Source organism: Actinoplanes sp. NPDC051513, from assembly GCF_044454685.1.
Taxonomy (GTDB): Bacteria; Actinomycetota; Actinomycetes; order Mycobacteriales; family Micromonosporaceae; genus Actinoplanes.
The window spans coordinates 407,137-421,719 of the sequence record NZ_JBITDW010000008.1; the positions used below are offsets into that span (position 1 = coordinate 407,137).

General features: G+C 69.9%; 14 protein-coding genes. 6 read left to right on the plus strand and 8 right to left on the minus strand.

From position 1 onward, the window contains the following. Window positions 1-35: 35 nt before the first annotated feature. The 8 genes from ACIA5D_RS27250 to ACIA5D_RS27285 form a co-directional block, all read right to left on the minus strand. Window positions 36-1,319, minus strand: coding sequence for a hypothetical protein (locus ACIA5D_RS27250; RefSeq protein ID WP_396033047.1), 1,284 nt, complete (start codon window positions 1,317-1,319; stop codon window positions 36-38). Next, the gene (locus ACIA5D_RS27255; protein ID WP_396033048.1) at window positions 1,316-2,221 is read right to left on the minus strand and encodes a hypothetical protein; all 906 of its coding nucleotides are present in this window, start codon (window positions 2,219-2,221) and stop codon (window positions 1,316-1,318) included. The genes ACIA5D_RS27250 and ACIA5D_RS27255 overlap by 4 nt, the downstream gene beginning before the upstream one ends. Then, entirely contained in the window at window positions 2,218-2,961 is a 744-nt protein-coding gene (locus ACIA5D_RS27260; protein WP_396033049.1) for a diguanylate cyclase domain-containing protein, read from the minus strand. The genes ACIA5D_RS27255 and ACIA5D_RS27260 overlap by 4 nt, the downstream gene beginning before the upstream one ends. 135 nt (window positions 2,962-3,096) lie before the next feature. Continuing rightward, window positions 3,097-3,702 carry a hypothetical protein gene (locus ACIA5D_RS27265; protein ID WP_396033050.1) on the minus strand — a complete coding sequence of 202 codons (606 nt, stop codon included), beginning with the start codon at window positions 3,700-3,702 and terminating at the stop codon, window positions 3,097-3,099. After that, window positions 3,695-4,117, minus strand: a complete 423-nt coding sequence (locus ACIA5D_RS27270) for a hypothetical protein (protein ID WP_396033051.1) — start codon at window positions 4,115-4,117, stop codon at window positions 3,695-3,697. The genes ACIA5D_RS27265 and ACIA5D_RS27270 overlap by 8 nt, the downstream gene beginning before the upstream one ends. An 89-nt stretch (window positions 4,118-4,206) precedes the next feature. Next, entirely contained in the window at window positions 4,207-4,662 is a 456-nt protein-coding gene (locus tag ACIA5D_RS27275; protein WP_396033052.1) for a hypothetical protein, read from the minus strand. Window positions 4,663-5,281: 619 nt separating this feature from the next. Then, window positions 5,282-6,127 (minus strand): TRM11 family SAM-dependent methyltransferase, encoded by an 846-nt coding sequence (locus ACIA5D_RS27280; protein ID WP_396033053.1) that lies wholly within the window; start codon window positions 6,125-6,127, stop codon window positions 5,282-5,284. After that, window positions 6,120-6,650 carry a hypothetical protein gene (locus ACIA5D_RS27285; protein WP_396033054.1) on the minus strand — a complete coding sequence of 177 codons (531 nt, stop codon included), beginning with the start codon at window positions 6,648-6,650 and terminating at the stop codon, window positions 6,120-6,122. The genes ACIA5D_RS27280 and ACIA5D_RS27285 overlap by 8 nt, the downstream gene beginning before the upstream one ends. Before the next feature lie 316 nt (window positions 6,651-6,966). Here ACIA5D_RS27285 and ACIA5D_RS27290 point away from each other — a divergent pair, with 316 nt between their 5' ends. The 6 genes from ACIA5D_RS27290 to ACIA5D_RS27315 all read left to right on the plus strand — a co-directional run bounded on the left by ACIA5D_RS27290 (window position 6,967) and on the right by ACIA5D_RS27315 (window position 14,424). Next, window positions 6,967-7,737: a hypothetical protein gene (locus tag ACIA5D_RS27290; protein ID WP_396033055.1), complete on the plus strand. Its 771-nt coding sequence runs from the start codon at window positions 6,967-6,969 to the stop codon at window positions 7,735-7,737. A 384-nt stretch (window positions 7,738-8,121) separates the two neighbouring features. After that, entirely contained in the window at window positions 8,122-8,421 is a 300-nt protein-coding gene (locus tag ACIA5D_RS27295; protein WP_396033056.1) for a pilin, read from the plus strand. Window positions 8,422-8,427: 6 nt separating this feature from the next. Next, complete coding sequence (locus tag ACIA5D_RS27300) at window positions 8,428-9,324, plus strand: conjugal transfer protein TrbL family protein (RefSeq protein ID WP_396033057.1); 897 nt, start codon at window positions 8,428-8,430, stop codon at window positions 9,322-9,324. Then, window positions 9,321-10,211: a PrgI family protein gene (locus tag ACIA5D_RS27305; RefSeq protein WP_396033058.1), complete on the plus strand. Its 891-nt coding sequence runs from the start codon at window positions 9,321-9,323 to the stop codon at window positions 10,209-10,211. Before ACIA5D_RS27300 ends, ACIA5D_RS27305 begins: the two co-directional genes overlap by 4 nt. Before the next feature lie 41 nt (window positions 10,212-10,252). Then, a complete protein-coding gene (locus ACIA5D_RS27310) occupies window positions 10,253-11,959 on the plus strand; it encodes a VirB4 family type IV secretion system protein (protein ID WP_396033090.1) in 1,707 nt (568 codons plus the stop codon). Further along, window positions 11,956-14,424, plus strand: a complete 2,469-nt coding sequence (locus ACIA5D_RS27315; RefSeq protein ID WP_396033059.1) for a type IV secretory system conjugative DNA transfer family protein — start codon at window positions 11,956-11,958, stop codon at window positions 14,422-14,424. The genes ACIA5D_RS27310 and ACIA5D_RS27315 overlap by 4 nt, the downstream gene beginning before the upstream one ends. Window positions 14,425-14,583 lie beyond the last annotated feature (159 nt).

Here is a 14,583-nt window from a genome sequence, read left to right on the forward strand (position 1 = left end):
TGAAGCGCTGGGCTCGCCCGCGCCCCGTTCGGGTCCTACTCGTTGGTGTTCGTGCTCGCGGGCGGGTTGGCGAGTACGCGGACGGTGGTGCTGAGCTTGATCGGTGCGTCGTCGGGGCCGCGTAGGTGTGGGTGGATGTAGACGGGGCGGCGCAGGGTCCGGCCGGGTCCGTAGGGCTGGGCGCGCCAGTGTCCGGTGACCCAGACTCGCTCGGCTGGGGTGGCGCGGTCAGCGGGCTGCCGGTGTGGCTGGCCTCCTGGCGGTGCTTGGTCGGCGGTGCGGAGACGGACGAGCCGGACGTCAGGTAGCGGCCGGTAGCTGCGGGTGTATCGCTTGCGGGTGGGTTTGTCGAGGTCGGCGGCTGGGCTTTCGGCGACTTGTTGGCCCATGAGCAGCCAGGTCGCGAGGGTCACGGCAATGCCAGCGTGGTCTCGCGGGTTGATCTCGGCGTCGAGCGGCAGGATGTGGGTGGAAATGGGCGCGAGCCAGCCGATGTCTTCGCGTATGTGTTGCTGGACGTGCTGGTCGAGGCCGCTGCCGATGGTCCGGTATCGGACGAGGTGGATTGCGGTGTCGTGGGTGGACCAGGTGATCGCGGCGGTGTGGCCGATGGGTTCAGCCCAGGCGAGGATGCCGACATCGCCGGGGATCAGGCTGGGGTGCAGAGCCGTGTTGGGCAGCCTTGGTGTGGCGGCGGTGGCGAGGTTGGTGAAGGTGGGGTCGACCCAGTAGAGGCGACTTTGCTCAAGCCGGTCGGCGAGTTCAGGTCGGTCGATGCTGAGATGTGCGGGCAGCGTGATCGTGCCGCGCAGGAGGCGGAGGAGCCGGTCGCGGATCCTGGGCAGATCGCGGGCGGTGATCGTGGTATGGGGCCAGGCGGTAGTGGTGATCAGTGCGCGGCCGGGCTGTAGTCCGGTGAGGAAGCTGCGGTGCAGCTGGGTGACCCTGGCCTGGACGCCGGGCTCGAGTGTCGGCAGCAAGCGGAGAGCGCGCTGAGAGATTCGGTCGAGCCGGTGTTGGGTGATGTCCTGGTAGCACAGGGCGCAGGTGGCCCATCGGTCGCCGTAGTTCTGGACGAGTCCGCCGTCGGTGGAGGTGATGACGGCCGTGAGGGTGTCGCCGGTGATGGTCCAGACGGGGTGCGGGTCGCCACAGAAGTCGCAGGTGCGGCGCACGGTGTCGAGGCTGGTTACCGGGACGGGCACGGGTTGGTGTCCGTGGCCGGGGCGGAAGCCGACGGGGTGGATGTAGCTGTCGCCGAGGGTGTTGAGCGGGGTCAGGCAGTTGGCGCAGGCCATTTCTGGGCGCGGCTGGGTCATTCGGTCACGCCCCGGTTGTGCGGGGCTCGGGCGTTGACGGCGGCCTGCATGCCGTCGATGAATGCCCTCGCCTGGTCGGGGTTGACTAGCAGTACGGTCTTGACGGTGCCGTTCTGTTGCCAGACGACGGTCCGGTAACCGTGGGAGTCCGTATCGTGGCACCACTCGGCAAGCAGCCGGTCCTTGCCGTAGGTGTCGAACGCGGCGTCAAGCTCGGCGCGGATGGTGTGATCCCAGGCCGGCGGGTCGGAGAGATCCTGCCCGGTCAGGTGACGTAGCAGCGCCGTGGCCGGGAAGTAGAAGTCCGTGTCGCCACGGTCCGGATCGCAGATGCTGCCGGTCGACCAGTCCGGCGTGCCATCATCGTGGAACTCGTACGCTTCGATGAGTTCTTGGCCGATCATTGCGTAGGCGCTCGCCGGTGAACCGTTGGCGACTTTCACGATGTATGTCGTCTCGGCTTCAAGCGTGCCCACACCGGGCGCGGTGACGTCGGCGGTCGGCGGAATGGTGCCCGTCGCCAGGTCAGAGTCGGGGTCAGGGTCGATGGGTGAGAGTTCGTCCAGCGGATGTAGGTCGGCCTGGACGTACGGCTGCTCGTCGATCTCCAGCATCCGGATCCGGGCGTACGCCCGTTCGCCCGGGTCATCTGCGGGAAACGGCCCGTAGAAGGCGAGGCCGGTGAGGGCGTCGCCGACGGCAAGGATCTGCCATGTGTTGCCCGGCAATGTCATGCCGCCGAGTTGGTGGTAGAGCAAGCGGCCGAGTTCAGCGAGTTGGTCCGGACGGCCGGTCAGCTCGTTCCCGTTGATACGGACCGTGACCTGCCCGGGTACGGGGCCGTTCGGCCCGGCTTGCAGGATCTCGATCGTTGCGGCGCCGCAGCTGATGGTTCTGCTCACTCGGTCACCTCGCCGGCGTCGGGAAGGTCGCGGCCGGCCAGATGTTGATCGCGGCGGCGGGGACCGTGGCGTCCAGCGTTCTGCGGCATCCGCATGTCCGGTGTGTAGATGCGGTAGCTGCCGCGCTGTTGTTTGGCGTTGTAGAGCGCAATGTCAGCGTGGCCGAGGATGGTGTCGAAAGTGCCGTAGGTGCCGTCGAAGACGGCGACGCCGGCGCTGGCTGTGGGGTGCACGGTCACGTCGCCGCTATGGGTGTGCAGCGGGACCGGCTGGGCGAGGCTATTCAGGATCGCGGCGACCGAAGTGCCGGGCTCCAGGCCGCCGCGCAGCAGGATCGCGAACTCGTCTCCGCCGAGCCGTGCCGCGATACCGCCGCGGAGCTTCGCAGCCAGGCTGAGCCGTTCGGCGGCGGCACGCAGGAGATCGTCGCCGGCGTGATGGCCGTGGCTGTCGTTGATCTGCTTGAACCGGTCGAGGTCGATCAGAGCGACGATGGTCGGCTCGCCCAATACGGCGCGGATGGTGAACTTTCTTGCGGCTGAGGTCCGGTTGGGCAGGCCGGTGAGCCGGTCGTGACCGGCGGCGTACTCGGCGGCGCGGAGCAGCGCTTCGAGGGTTACGGACCAGTCGCGCAACTCGGTGAACTGGCCGTTGAGCGTACGGATGGTGGGCTGGGCGCTGAGCCGGCCGAGCAGGAAGCCCACGACCGCGGTGGCGGCCAGGGCGGCGAGGATAGACACTGGATTCCTCTCTTCGCGAGAGAACCCGGGACGCACGTTTTGCAGGCGAGGCGTCCCGGGTCCACGAACGAGGACGGCCCGCCGGTTGGCGGGCCGTTTTCTGTGTTTGGGCTACCTATGGGTGGCAGGCCGGGATCAGGGGATCACGGGTGCTGCGATTGAGCCGTCACAACTGCAGGCAGCGCCGACGCGGGCCGGGTACTTTCCGGCAGACCCGCCGACGCCGAGGAGTCCGGGCGGGGAGGGCTCGTCGCTGCGGGGCCACCGGCCGATGAGCTGGGTGGAGCCGAGCGGGGTTTCCTTGGGCCGCAGTTCATAGCGCTCGGACAGCACCCTGATGTAGTCGATGTCGGAGGCGTACGGCACGTAGACGCCGCGCAGGATGGTGCCGCCGAGCCGGTCGCAGCAGGCCACCGTGACGGGGTACCAGCCGGTCCGGGCGACGGTTACGAGGTGGCCGCAGGACAGGTCGAACTCGAACACGCACAGCCGGTACTCCTGGGCGTCTTCGCCGTCCTCGGCGGCCGAGTTGGTGGGCGCCGACGGTGCGCAGGGCGGGCAGATCGGGCCGAGGTCGGGCTGGTACCCGGCATCGCATTGCTCGCAGACAATCCGTAGGCAGGCGCGGCATTCGCCGGACGCGACGTCGTTGAGGCTGGTGCCGCAGAAACCGCAGCCGCCGGTCAGGCATTCGTCGGTGTGCTGGCCGGGCTTGTGCCGGTGGCAGGGGTGGTCACGCACGATCGCTCCGGCGCAGGTGCTGGTAGATGGTGTCGGCGGTCAGCGCCTGCCCGGTGCGGTTGTCCGGGCTAGGGATGGATCGCCACCCGTTGGACTCGCACGCCAGGAAGGTGGTGGTCTCCTCCGTGGTGATCCCGAGGACGTCGCCGGCCGACAGCGAGCGCAGCTTCAGCAGCCGGTAGGTGCAGGCCACGAGGAAGTCCAACTCGCCGCCGTCGGGGTATCCGCGGCGGCCTTGCAGGCTGTCGAGGTCGTCGTTGAACACCCGGTAGGCCCAGTCCGCGATGTCTTCCGGGCTGGTCTTGGCAGGAAAGTGCCGCCAGTGGGAGATGACCTTGATGAGAGCGTGGCCGGGCTCGTACGGGAAGAACCGGCTGTCAGCGTTGTGGTAAACGGCGATGTAGAACAGCGTCATGATCGGGCCTTTCGTTGGTTTCTGAGCGCGATTCATGCCGGACCCGGCGCGACGGTGAGGGCTGCTTGAAGCTGGCCCGGCGCGGCGGTTTACTGCATGAATCCGTGCAGCAGTAGGTGCGCCTCTTTGAGGTGTGCCGCGACCAGCTCGCTGTCGGCGCCGGCGGCGCTGAGGCTGTCGGTGATGGCTCGCAGCACGTCAGCCGGTGCCTCGGCGGAGCCGGGGAAAGCGCGGGCGTCGGTATTCGAGGCGATGCGCTGGATCATCTGGGCAAGGTGCGCCTGAGCCAGGTTGAGACCGCATAGCAACCAGGCCAGCTCGGCAAGGTCGAGACTCGCGGCGGCCCAGGCCATGGTGTCGCCGAGGTGGTCAACGGCCAGCAGGAGCACGTACGTCGCGGCGACGGTGAGCGCGGGACTGGCGATTCCGTCGCTGAGCAGCTCGGCGAGTTCACCAATAAGGCCCCGGCCGTCGTCCAGTTCGGGCGCGTCGGAGAGTTGGTCGAACCAGACGGTGTCGGGCAGATACCAGGCGGGTTGAAGCACGTCGTCCTCCCACGGACAGCAAGAAGGCGGCCGTCAGGTGATGACCGCCACAGGAAGGGGGTGTGAGCTACCGCGCCCTGGCCGCGTCAGCGGAGAGCGTCAGCAGTTTGGGGTGCCAGATCCAAGGCTCGCGGGGGCGCCGACCGTGATGGTGGGCGTGATGCCGCCGCGCGGGGCAAGGGATCAGGACACAGAAAGAAGAAGGAGAACCTTCAGCGTAGGAGGACCAGCGCTTCCGGCGCCCGGCTGTCAGATCGGCGCGTCTGGCCGAACCTGACAGCCGGGGAGCCCCGCAGTCCCTGTCATAGTCCCGCTCGAGCGGGACCATGCGGGACATCAACGAAGTCCCGCTCGACGGGACTCCCGCTCCCGCGGCCGGCGGCCCCGCGCTACCTTGTCAGATTGGAGCCACCGGCCCACGAAGTGACCCACCACCGTGGACATCGCGATCCGTCCCCGTACGCCACCTTTTCGGCTTCCTGTCAGGTTGTGAACGGTGACGAAGCTTCAGGACGAAAAATGCCTGAGCCGCACGGCTACCCGAGTTCGCCGCGCGGCCTCCACCCTGCTCCCACCGCCGGCCCGTCGAGCATTTGGGTTCAGCCGAACTCGCGGAAGTTCAGCAGCGGCGCAGGATGAGGACATCCTCATGTGCGATCAGGTGCACGGGGACACCTTCGGCGCGGACTCGGCGAACCGCCATCAGCCCGAACATGGAGGCGCGGTGCACGATCTGTCCGTCGCGGACGGCCGCGAGCATCGCCGCGCACCGCTGCACCGGGACCAGTCCCGTTGACTGTGCGACGGCGAGGAGTTCGCCGGGCAGGTCGATCAGGTCATCCCGCTGGCGGCGTACCGGTCGGCAGGTGATCACCACGGTCCCGCCGGGACGCAGCAGATTGTACGAGGCGGCCAGGATCGCGGCGAACCCGCCGAGCAGGCGGGACCATCCCGCATAGGCGAGGTTCCCGCGTTCCCTGTCCCCGTAGAGGTGGTCCCGCTTGCGAACCCCGGCACTGTCCGCCCGCACGAGCCCGTGAGTCCCGCGCCCGTACGGCGGTGAGGTGAGCACGAGTCCCACCTGACCGACCGCCGACGCCGGGACCAGATCAAGCAGTCCGGTGGCGTCCCCGGTGATGACCTTCGCGGTGCCGGCCGCGCATTGCGACGCGGCCAAGGCGACGTTCTGCTCGGCCAGGGCCGTGAAGCGGGGCTCGATGTCGATGCCGATCGCGTCGCGGCCCAGGTGCATGGCCTCGACGAGCGTGGTGCCGGAGCCGCACATCGGATCGAACACCAGGTCGCCCGGCGCAGTGAACGAGCTGATCGCGTGAGCGGCCAGGTTCGGCAGCATCTTGCCCGGGTGGGCGGAGGTCGCCGTGATGTAGCGGCCCCGGCGCTGGTCACGAGCGAGTTGCTGGCAGGTCAGCCAGACCGAGGTAACCGGAAGGGTGTCCTCAGCCATCACTACCTCCGTTCTCCGCCGCGCTGCGGGTCAGGATCAGCACGTCGGTGTGGATGTCGAGCAGGGTTTGCTCACCCCGCCGTGGCGGCCGGTCGGCCGCCACGATGTGCTGCAAATACGCCAGCCCGGCCTTCTTCGCCGCGGCGATGACGTCGACCGGAAGGACGACGTCGCCGTGCGGCAGCAGGACCGCGACGCAGCCGCCCGGCACGACGCTCGCGCGGCAGCGGTCGAAGAAGTCGCCAGTCTCTTCGGGTTCGTTGGGGGGCCATCCAGTGACGATCAGCGTCGTGGTGTGCCAGTCCCAGCCGAGCGGTCGGGTGTCCTGAAGGTGGCTGCGACGCCGGGCGGCGATGATCGCGCGGGCCAGTTGCGGCCCGGCGGTGAGGTCGGTGATCAGGTCGAACGGGTGGGTGAGGTTGTGGACGAGCCGCACGCCCATCGCGTTGGACATGGTCTCGCCCTGAGCGGGGGCGGGGACCGGCCACACGGTGATCGGCACGGGCGGGTCGCCGTACACCATGTCCCCGACGGGAACCGGTGCCTGCTGGGGTTTTCTCTCGGCCATGGGGTTCGTTGGCCCCCGGACCGGCGGGCGTACTGACGATCCCCAGTGCGCGCCTGTCAGGCCGATCGAACTCGGCCCCGTCCTGTCAGAACCGGTCAGCCCGGCGACCTGACCGACGCGGCGCGCGGATCTCCGGGGCGGCGAATCTGTCCGGACCGGTCACCACCTGTCCCGAGCTGACAATCGCTTCTGGTGTCAGGCCGGGCTGCCCCAATCAGGGGCCTCGGAGCGTTCGCAGCCGGCGAAGCGCTCCCCGCTGAGGAGGCCCATCATGGCGACGACGACCCGCACGCGAACGGCCGACACCGCTTTGACCAGCGCGGAGAAGGCTTTCGAGTTGCTGACCTGCGAACCGGCTCCGCTGGTGCTCGACGCCCGGCCGGTGCCGGGCCTGCCGGATGCCACGCTGCCGCTGGACCGGCTGCGCACCCTGCTGATGTACGAGCGGTACGACAGCGACACCACCGACGTCCTCTGGCGGCAGCTTGCCCGCCACGCCCGCGAATGGGGACCGGCCTGGGTCGTCGGCGCGATCGGCGTAGCGCTGCCCGCCCTGACCCAACTCGCGGCGAGGATCAGCTCAGGGCGGCCCCGGCTCGCCGACGACATCGACTCCGAAGTCCTGGCCGGGTTCCTGGAGGCGCTGCGGACCACGGACCTCGACAAGCCGCGGCTGTGGCTGCGGATGTGCTGGACCGCCTGGCGCGCCGGGGCCGCCGTGATCAAGGACCAGGAAGGCGAGGAGCTACCGCTGGATCTCTCCACCGGCTCCCGCACCCCGCGCATGCCCTACGGGCACCCCGACCTGTTGCTCGGCCGGGCAGCCGCCGCCGGCCTGATCAGCGACGAAGCCGCCGAGCTGATCAGCGCGACGCGCTTCGGCGACGCGCTGATCGAGCAACTCGCCGCCGAGCAAGGCTCCACGGCCTCGGCGCTGCGAATGCGGCGCCGCCGCGCTGAACGAGTCGTGGCGGCCGCGGTCACCCGAGGCGACCTCTCCGGCCCGTGCCGCTTTTCTACCGGCATCGACGAGGCGGCCTGAAAAGGCCCTGCCGTCGCGACAAGTACAAGGCCGCACCGGGCGCCCCGCCTGGTGCGGCCCTTCGCGTTTCACACAACCTGGTGCCGCGGTGTTTCGCCGGCGGTCTGGAGTCGTGACCGATCTTGTCAGGGCGTGACAGGAGGTCAACGAGTTCGATCGGCCTGACAGCCCGGATCTGGGCGGTGCATGTCATCCACGGCATGCCCGCCCGGTGGGGACCATCTCTGTTCCCGGCGAGGCCCGATGGTCCGGCACGGCTGGCGCGGCGCACTGACACCGCAACCCGTCGCCACACGCGAGGGAGGAGCGCCCCCACCCGGACCAGCGCGACCTTTGCCCGGTCCCCCACCGCGGCGGCCCGCAGAACTCCTGTGGAGCGCCGCGATGCATACCAGTCTCACCCTTCTGTCCCAGCTCGCCGCCGCCGCTGCCGTGCAGCCACTGGCGGCCCCGAAGACCATCCCGCAGGTCATCGACGGCATCACCGGCTGGATCATGGGCATCATCGCGGTCGTCGCGACGATGTTCCTGGCCATCGGCGGCCTGCGCTACATGGCCGCCGGAGGCGATCCAGCCCAGGTCGAACAGGCCAAAGGCAACTTCAAGTCCGCGCTGATCGGCTACGCCCTCGCTGTCCTTTCCCCGGTGATCCTGCAGGCGCTGCAGGGCATCCTCGGCGGCTGAGCGACCATGACCGACTGGCTGATGGACGGCCTGGTCAGCTGGCTCACTGAGAAGGTCGTCGACCTTCTCAGCGGACTGCTGACCCTGCTGGCCTCGACACTTTTCGTATCGCCGGACGTCACCGTCCTGCCGCAGGTCAAGGCGATCGCCGACAAGAGCGCGCTGATCGTCAACGCCTGCTTCATCCTCGCGATCACCGCCGTCGGCATCGCCACCATGACCGGCGAATCGATACAGATGCGCTACGGCATCAAGGAGCTGATTCCACGGCTGGTCGTCGGATTCGTCCTGTCAGCTTTCTCGGTGCCGCTGACCAGCGAGCTGATCAGCATCGCCAACGCCCTGACGGTGTCAATGACCGGCACGACCGCGCCGACCACCGAAACGATCAACTTCGTCAACGCGCGCATCACGGCGGCACAGTCCGACGAAGGCTCCGCGCTGCTGGTTGCCATCATCGGCCTGCTGATCGTCGTGCTGATGTTCATCCTCGTCGGTACCTGGCTCACCCGGATCGGCTTGTTACTGATCCTCGCGGGGATCGCACCGGTGGCGCTGGCCTGCTACGCCACCCCGTGGACACAGGGCGCAGCCGACCTGTGGTGGCGCACCACGTTGGGCTGTCTGGCCACACCGGTACTGCAAGCTGTCGGGTTCTCGGCGGGTATCGATCTGCTGATCAATCCGGACGCGAACCTGCCGATCCTGCTCGGCCTGCCCGGCTCCGACACCCTGAACCTGCTGCTCGTCGTCGGCGTGCTTTGGGTCACCGTCCGGATCCCGTCGATGATGCGCCGGTTCGTGACCCGCAAGGGATCACCGAGCATGGGCGGAGTCGTGCTCCGTGCCGTGTTCGTCCAAGGCATCACCCGCCGCGTGCCGCTGCTGCGGGGCATGCGATGACCGACCAGGACACCACCCCACGCGCCGTGGTAACAGCCAATGTCAACGAGCCGGACCGGATCGCCTTCGGACTGACCTTCCGGCAGCTCGCCATCATCGGCGGCACCGGCCTGCTCGGGTTCGGCTGCTACCGCACTTACGGGCCGCTGCTACCGCCGGTGGCGTGGGTCGTGGCCGGAATCGTCGTGTTCGCGGTCGCCGTGGTCGTAGCGATCGGCCGGCGTGACGGCCAGCCGCTGGACGTGTGGCTGCGGCACGGCTTCGCGTTGTCGCGTAGCCCGCGCACCCTCGCCCCTGGCAAGGCGCGGGCCAGCTCGGTCGCGGCCGTGGCCGGCAAGCCGAGCGTTCCGGCGCCGCTGCGCTCGCCGGTCACGAGCATCAGCCCGGCCGGAGTACTCACCAGCGAAGGCACCGGCAAGGTGCTGATCGCCTGCGGCACCACGAACATCCACCTGCGCACCGGCAGTGAGCAAGGTGCGCTGCTGGACGGGTTCGGCCGGTTCCTCAACTCGCTGACCGGCCCGGCGCAACTGCTGGTTGCCGCGCAACGGCACGACCTGAGCGTGTACGCGCAGGCGACCGCCGACGTCGCGCCGCGTCTGACGCATCCGGCGTTGCAGTCCGCCGCCGTCGACTACGCCACGTTCCTGCTCTATCTCGATACCGAGCGGGATCCGCTGCGCCGCCAGGTCCTCGCGATCCTCACCGGCGAGTACACCGCCGATACCGCGGTGCGCGCCTTGTCCGGTCTCGGTGTCGAAGCCGCCGCGCTCGACGGGCCGGCCGTCGCCTCGGCCCTCGCGGCGGCCGTGGACCCCTTCTCCCCTCCTGTGCCCGGCCCCCGCGCGGTGCCCGGCGCCCCGATTTCTGTGCGGAGCACATCGTGAGCCTGTTGAAGTCCAAGAAGAACGTCGCGGCCACCGACGGCATGCCCTCCCCGGCCGCACTGTCGGTCACCCCGGCCCACGTGAAGGTCGGCGACGGCTACGCCGCCACGTTCGTCGTGTGCGGCTACCCGGCCGAGGTCGGCCCAGCGTGGCTCGACCCGCTGCTGTCCTACCCCGGCCGCGTCGACGTCGCGGTCCACATCACCCCGGTCGCGCCGCAACTGGCCGCGCCGATGCTCAAACGCCAGCGGGCCCGGCTCGAATCGTCGCGCCGTCTGGACGCCGATCAGGGCCGTCTCGGTGACCCGATGACCGAGGCGGCGGCGTCCGACGCCGCCGATCTGGCCGATCGGGTCGCGCGCGGCGCGGCGAAGCTGTTCGAGACCGGCATCTACGTCACCATCCATGCCCGCGACCTGGACGAGCTGCGCACCGTCACGGCCGGGGTGAAGTCCGCCGCCGCCTCGGTGTTGCTGGACCTGCAACCGGCCACCTTCCGCCACCAGCAGGGCTGGATCTCCACCCTGCCGATCGGCGTGGACCCGCTGCGGATGCGCCGCATCCTCGACACCACCGCCCTGGCGGCGGCGTTCCCGCTCGCCTCGGCAGACCTCGCCGCCCCGGCCCCCGCAACGGTGGCCGCACCCGACGGCGTGCTCTACGGCCTGAACACCACCAGCAACGGGGTGCTGCTGTGGAACCGGTGGACGCAGGACAACCACAACAGCGTCGTCCTGGCCCGCTCCGGCGCCGGCAAGAGCTACTTCGTCAAATTGGAAGTCCTGCGCAACCTGTACCAGGGCACCGCGGTGTCGATCATCGATCCGGAGGACGAATATACCCCGCTCGCCGAGCACGTGGGCGGCACGGTCGTGCAGCTCGGCGCGCCCGGCGTGCGGGTCAACCCGCTCGACCTGCCCGCCGACGACCGGCCCGACACGCTCACCAGGCGCGGCTTGTTCCTGCACACGCTGATTTCGGTCATGCTCGGCGCGACCTCGCCGCCGGCCGAACGAGCGGCCCTGGACCGGGCCATCACCGCCACCTACAACATGGCCGGGATCAGCGCCGACCCGGCCACCTGGAGCAGGCCCGCACCGCTGCTACGCGACCTCGCCGCCGAGCTGACGGCCGACGACGACCCCGCCGCCGCCCAGCTCGCCGCCCGCCTCGCTCCCTGGACGGTCGGCAACTTCGCCGGCCTCTTCGACGGCCCGACCACCGCGGCCCCGGGCAGCCACCTCGTGGTCTGGTCGCTGCGGCATCTCGCCGACGAGCTACGCACGGTGGGCACGCTGCTGGCGCTCGACGCGATCTGGTCGGGTATCGACGCTCCGGTCACGAGTTCGCGCCGGCGGCGGCAGCTCGTCGTGGTCGACGAAGCATGGCTTTTGATGCGCGATGGCGAGGGCGCAAGGTTTCTGTTCCGGATGAGCAAGGCCGCCCGTAAACGCCTCGCCGGGCTGTGCGTGATCACCCAGGACGCGGCCGATGTCCTGTCGACCGACCTCGGCCTGGCCGTGGTGTCCAACGCCGCGACCCAGGTCTTGATGCGTCAGTCCACTCAGTCGATCGACGTGGTTGCCGAGGCGTTCGGGTTGACCGCCGGAGAGGCCCGGCTGTTGTTGTCGGCACCGCGCGGGGAGGGCCTTCTGGTCGCGGGCCGATCGCGGATCCCGTTTCGCAGCGTCGGCTCGGCGGCCGAGCACAAGATCGCCGTAACCGGGATCGGCGAGGTGGCCGCATGACCACCGCCCCGACCTGGCCCGCCGACCTCGCCCACTGGGTGATCATCCGGCCCTGGCTCGGCCTGGTCGCCGCCGCTCTCATCGTGGCGGCGGTTTTCGGCAACGACCAACTCCTGAACTGGCGGCACCGCCGCTTCGTGACCGGCGCCCGGTGGGTGACGATCGCCGCGCCGCCGGAGGTCACCGCCGAAGCCGCCGCCGCGTTCTGGACCACCCTCGTCGGCGTGCTCACGCCGTCGGTGTGGCGGCGCCGGGTGTACGGCTACCCGCACGTCGGCTGGGAATACACGTGGACCGGCCGAGCCCTGGCCATCCGGGTGTGGGTGCCCGGCACCGTCCCGCCCGGCGCGGTCGAAGCCGCTGTCCGCGCGGCGTGGCCCGCCGCGACCATGACCGTCGAGGACGCGGACGCGCCAATCCCGGCGACGGTGGGCGAGCAGGCGGGCGGGGCACACTGGCCCCAGCACGCCGACGTGCTGCCGCTGCGCGTCGAGCACGACGCGGACCCGTTGCGGGCGCTGCTGGCGGCCGGGGCCGAGGTCTGGCACCGCGAGTACGCGTGCGTGCAAGTCCTGGCCCGGCCCGCGTCCGCTCGCCGCGTGCGGGCGGCCCGCCGGTCGGCGGCCACGGCCAGCGGCCACCCGCACGGGCGGCCCGATCCGGCAACCCGGGCCGCCGCTGGCGCGGCCCGGCTGGCGATCGAGCCGCTGCTCTGGTTCCTCGAGGTACTCCTTCCTGGGCCGCCGCGGCCCCGCACCGCCGCGCACACCACGGCGGCGCGGGCGGCCGATCGGGATCCGGTCGCCGGGGCCGAGGCGCGCACGGTGGTCGACAAGGCGATCAGGGTGCCGCACTTCGAGATCGCGGTCCGGTTCGCTGTCGCCGCGCAACCGGACAAGAGCCCGCCTACGCCGGAGCGGGCCACGGAGATTCAGCGGCGGCTTGCCGGGCTCGGGCACACGATCGCCTCGGCCGCCGCCGCGTATACCGGCCCGAACCGGCTCCGGCGGATGAAGATGCCGCAGCCGGTCGCCACGCTCGCCGGGCGCCGGTTGCGGCGCGGCTTCCTGGCCACCGTGCCGGAGCTCGCGGCCCTCGCCGGGCTGCCGCAGGACCTGGCGGTGCCGGGTCTCGACCGGGCTCGGGCCAAGGCGGTGCCGGCGCCGGTGCAGGTGCCGGGCGGCGGCCGTGGGGTGAAAATCCTGGGCCGCTCGCAGGTCGGGCACCACAGCGTCGGCCTCAATGTCATCGACGCCCGGCAGCACATGCACATCGTCGGCAAGACTGGCGTCGGCAAGTCCACGCTGCTGCTGAACCTGATCCTCGGCGACATCAAGGCCGGGCGCGGGACGGTGGTCATCGACCCGCGCGGCGATTTGATCACCGACATCCTCGACCGGCTCCCCGCCAGCCACGCCAGCCGCATCCACCTCATCGACCCGGACCAAGATAACCCGGCCTGCTTCAACCCCCTCGACGATCAGGGTGATCCGCATCTGGCGGTGGACAACCTGGTCGGGATCTTCGCGAAGATCTTCCAGGGTCAGTGGGGGCCGCGTATGGACGACACCATGAGGGTGGCCTGTTTGACGCTGATGCGGCACGCCAAGCCCACGCTGAGCCTGGTGCCGTCATTGCTGCAGGACCGGCAGTTCCGGGGCCGGTTCACCCAGGGCCTCGACGATCCGGACGGGCTCGGCGGGTTCTGGCTCTGGTACGACGGCATCAACGAGCAGTTCCGCGGCCAGGTCATCGCCCCCGTCCTCGCTCGCCTGCGGGTGTTCCTGCTGCGGGACTTCGTCAAGAGCGTGATCGGCAACGCGCACAGCTCGTTCGACATGGGCAAGGTCCTCGACGGCGGGGTGCTGCTGTGCCGGCTACCCAAAGGGCAGCTCGGTGAGGAGACCAGCCGGATTCTCGGCTCGCTGATCGTCGCCCGGGTGTGGCAGGCCGCCATCGCCCGCGCCGCAATCGGTGAGGATCGGCGCAAAGACGCCTGCCTTTACGTCGACGAGGTCCACAACTATTTGACGCTGCCCGGCAGCGTCGGCGACATGCTGGCCGAGGCGCGCGGCTATCGGCTCGGCATGGCCTTCGCCCATCAGGACCTCGCCCAGCTCCCGAAGGACGTCGCCGCGGCGATCTCGGCGAACGCCCGGTCGAAGGTGTTCTTCAACGTCGACCCGGCCGACGCGCGGGAGCTGTCGCGGCACACCAAACCCGAGGTTGACGAGCACGACCTCGCCCACCTCGACGTGTTCACCGCGACCGCCCGGCTGCTGGTCGGCAACCGGGAACTTCCGGCGTTCACCTTCGTCACCAACCCGCCCGCCCCGGCGGACGGGGAGCCGACCGCGATCCGGCTGGCGTGTGCCGCCGCGAACACTCCTGCCGGGGAGGAACCGCCGATGCAGCAAATCGCCCGCGCGACGATGAAGCGGCGAATGGCCGACCGCAACCGCTGACAATCCGGTGCTTCCGGGGGCTCGTCCGGGTGCGGCATCGGGGGCTCGTCTGGGGGTGTCTGCGACACGAGGCCCCAGACGAGCCCCCCGCACGTCGCCTGTCAGGTGCGTGGCTTGGGCAAACCTGCCTCACGACCGTCCCGGATACAAGATCCACAC

What these genes read in the sequence shown, in the direction of transcription:
- ACIA5D_RS27300 (WP_396033057.1), top strand. Translation starts at nt 8,428, where the DNA reads ATGACCGACTGGCTGATGGACGGCCTGGTCAGCTGGCTCACTGAGAAG.
- ACIA5D_RS27305 (WP_396033058.1), top strand. Translation starts at nt 9,321, where the DNA reads ATGACCGACCAGGACACCACCCCACGCGCCGTGGTAACAGCCAATGTC.
- ACIA5D_RS27285 (WP_396033054.1), bottom strand. Translation starts at nt 6,650, where the DNA reads ATGGTGTACGGCGACCCGCCCGTGCCGATCACCGTGTGGCCGGTCCCC.
- ACIA5D_RS27280 (WP_396033053.1), bottom strand. Translation starts at nt 6,127, where the DNA reads ATGGCTGAGGACACCCTTCCGGTTACCTCGGTCTGGCTGACCTGCCAG.
- ACIA5D_RS27315 (WP_396033059.1), top strand. Translation starts at nt 11,956, where the DNA reads ATGACCACCGCCCCGACCTGGCCCGCCGACCTCGCCCACTGGGTGATC.
- ACIA5D_RS27250 (WP_396033047.1), bottom strand. Translation starts at nt 1,319, where the DNA reads ATGACCCAGCCGCGCCCAGAAATGGCCTGCGCCAACTGCCTGACCCCG.
- ACIA5D_RS27270 (WP_396033051.1), bottom strand. Translation starts at nt 4,117, where the DNA reads ATGACGCTGTTCTACATCGCCGTTTACCACAACGCTGACAGCCGGTTC.
- ACIA5D_RS27310 (WP_396033090.1), top strand. Translation starts at nt 10,253, where the DNA reads ATGCCCTCCCCGGCCGCACTGTCGGTCACCCCGGCCCACGTGAAGGTC.
- ACIA5D_RS27290 (WP_396033055.1), top strand. Translation starts at nt 6,967, where the DNA reads ATGGCGACGACGACCCGCACGCGAACGGCCGACACCGCTTTGACCAGC.
- ACIA5D_RS27295 (WP_396033056.1), top strand. Translation starts at nt 8,122, where the DNA reads ATGCATACCAGTCTCACCCTTCTGTCCCAGCTCGCCGCCGCCGCTGCC.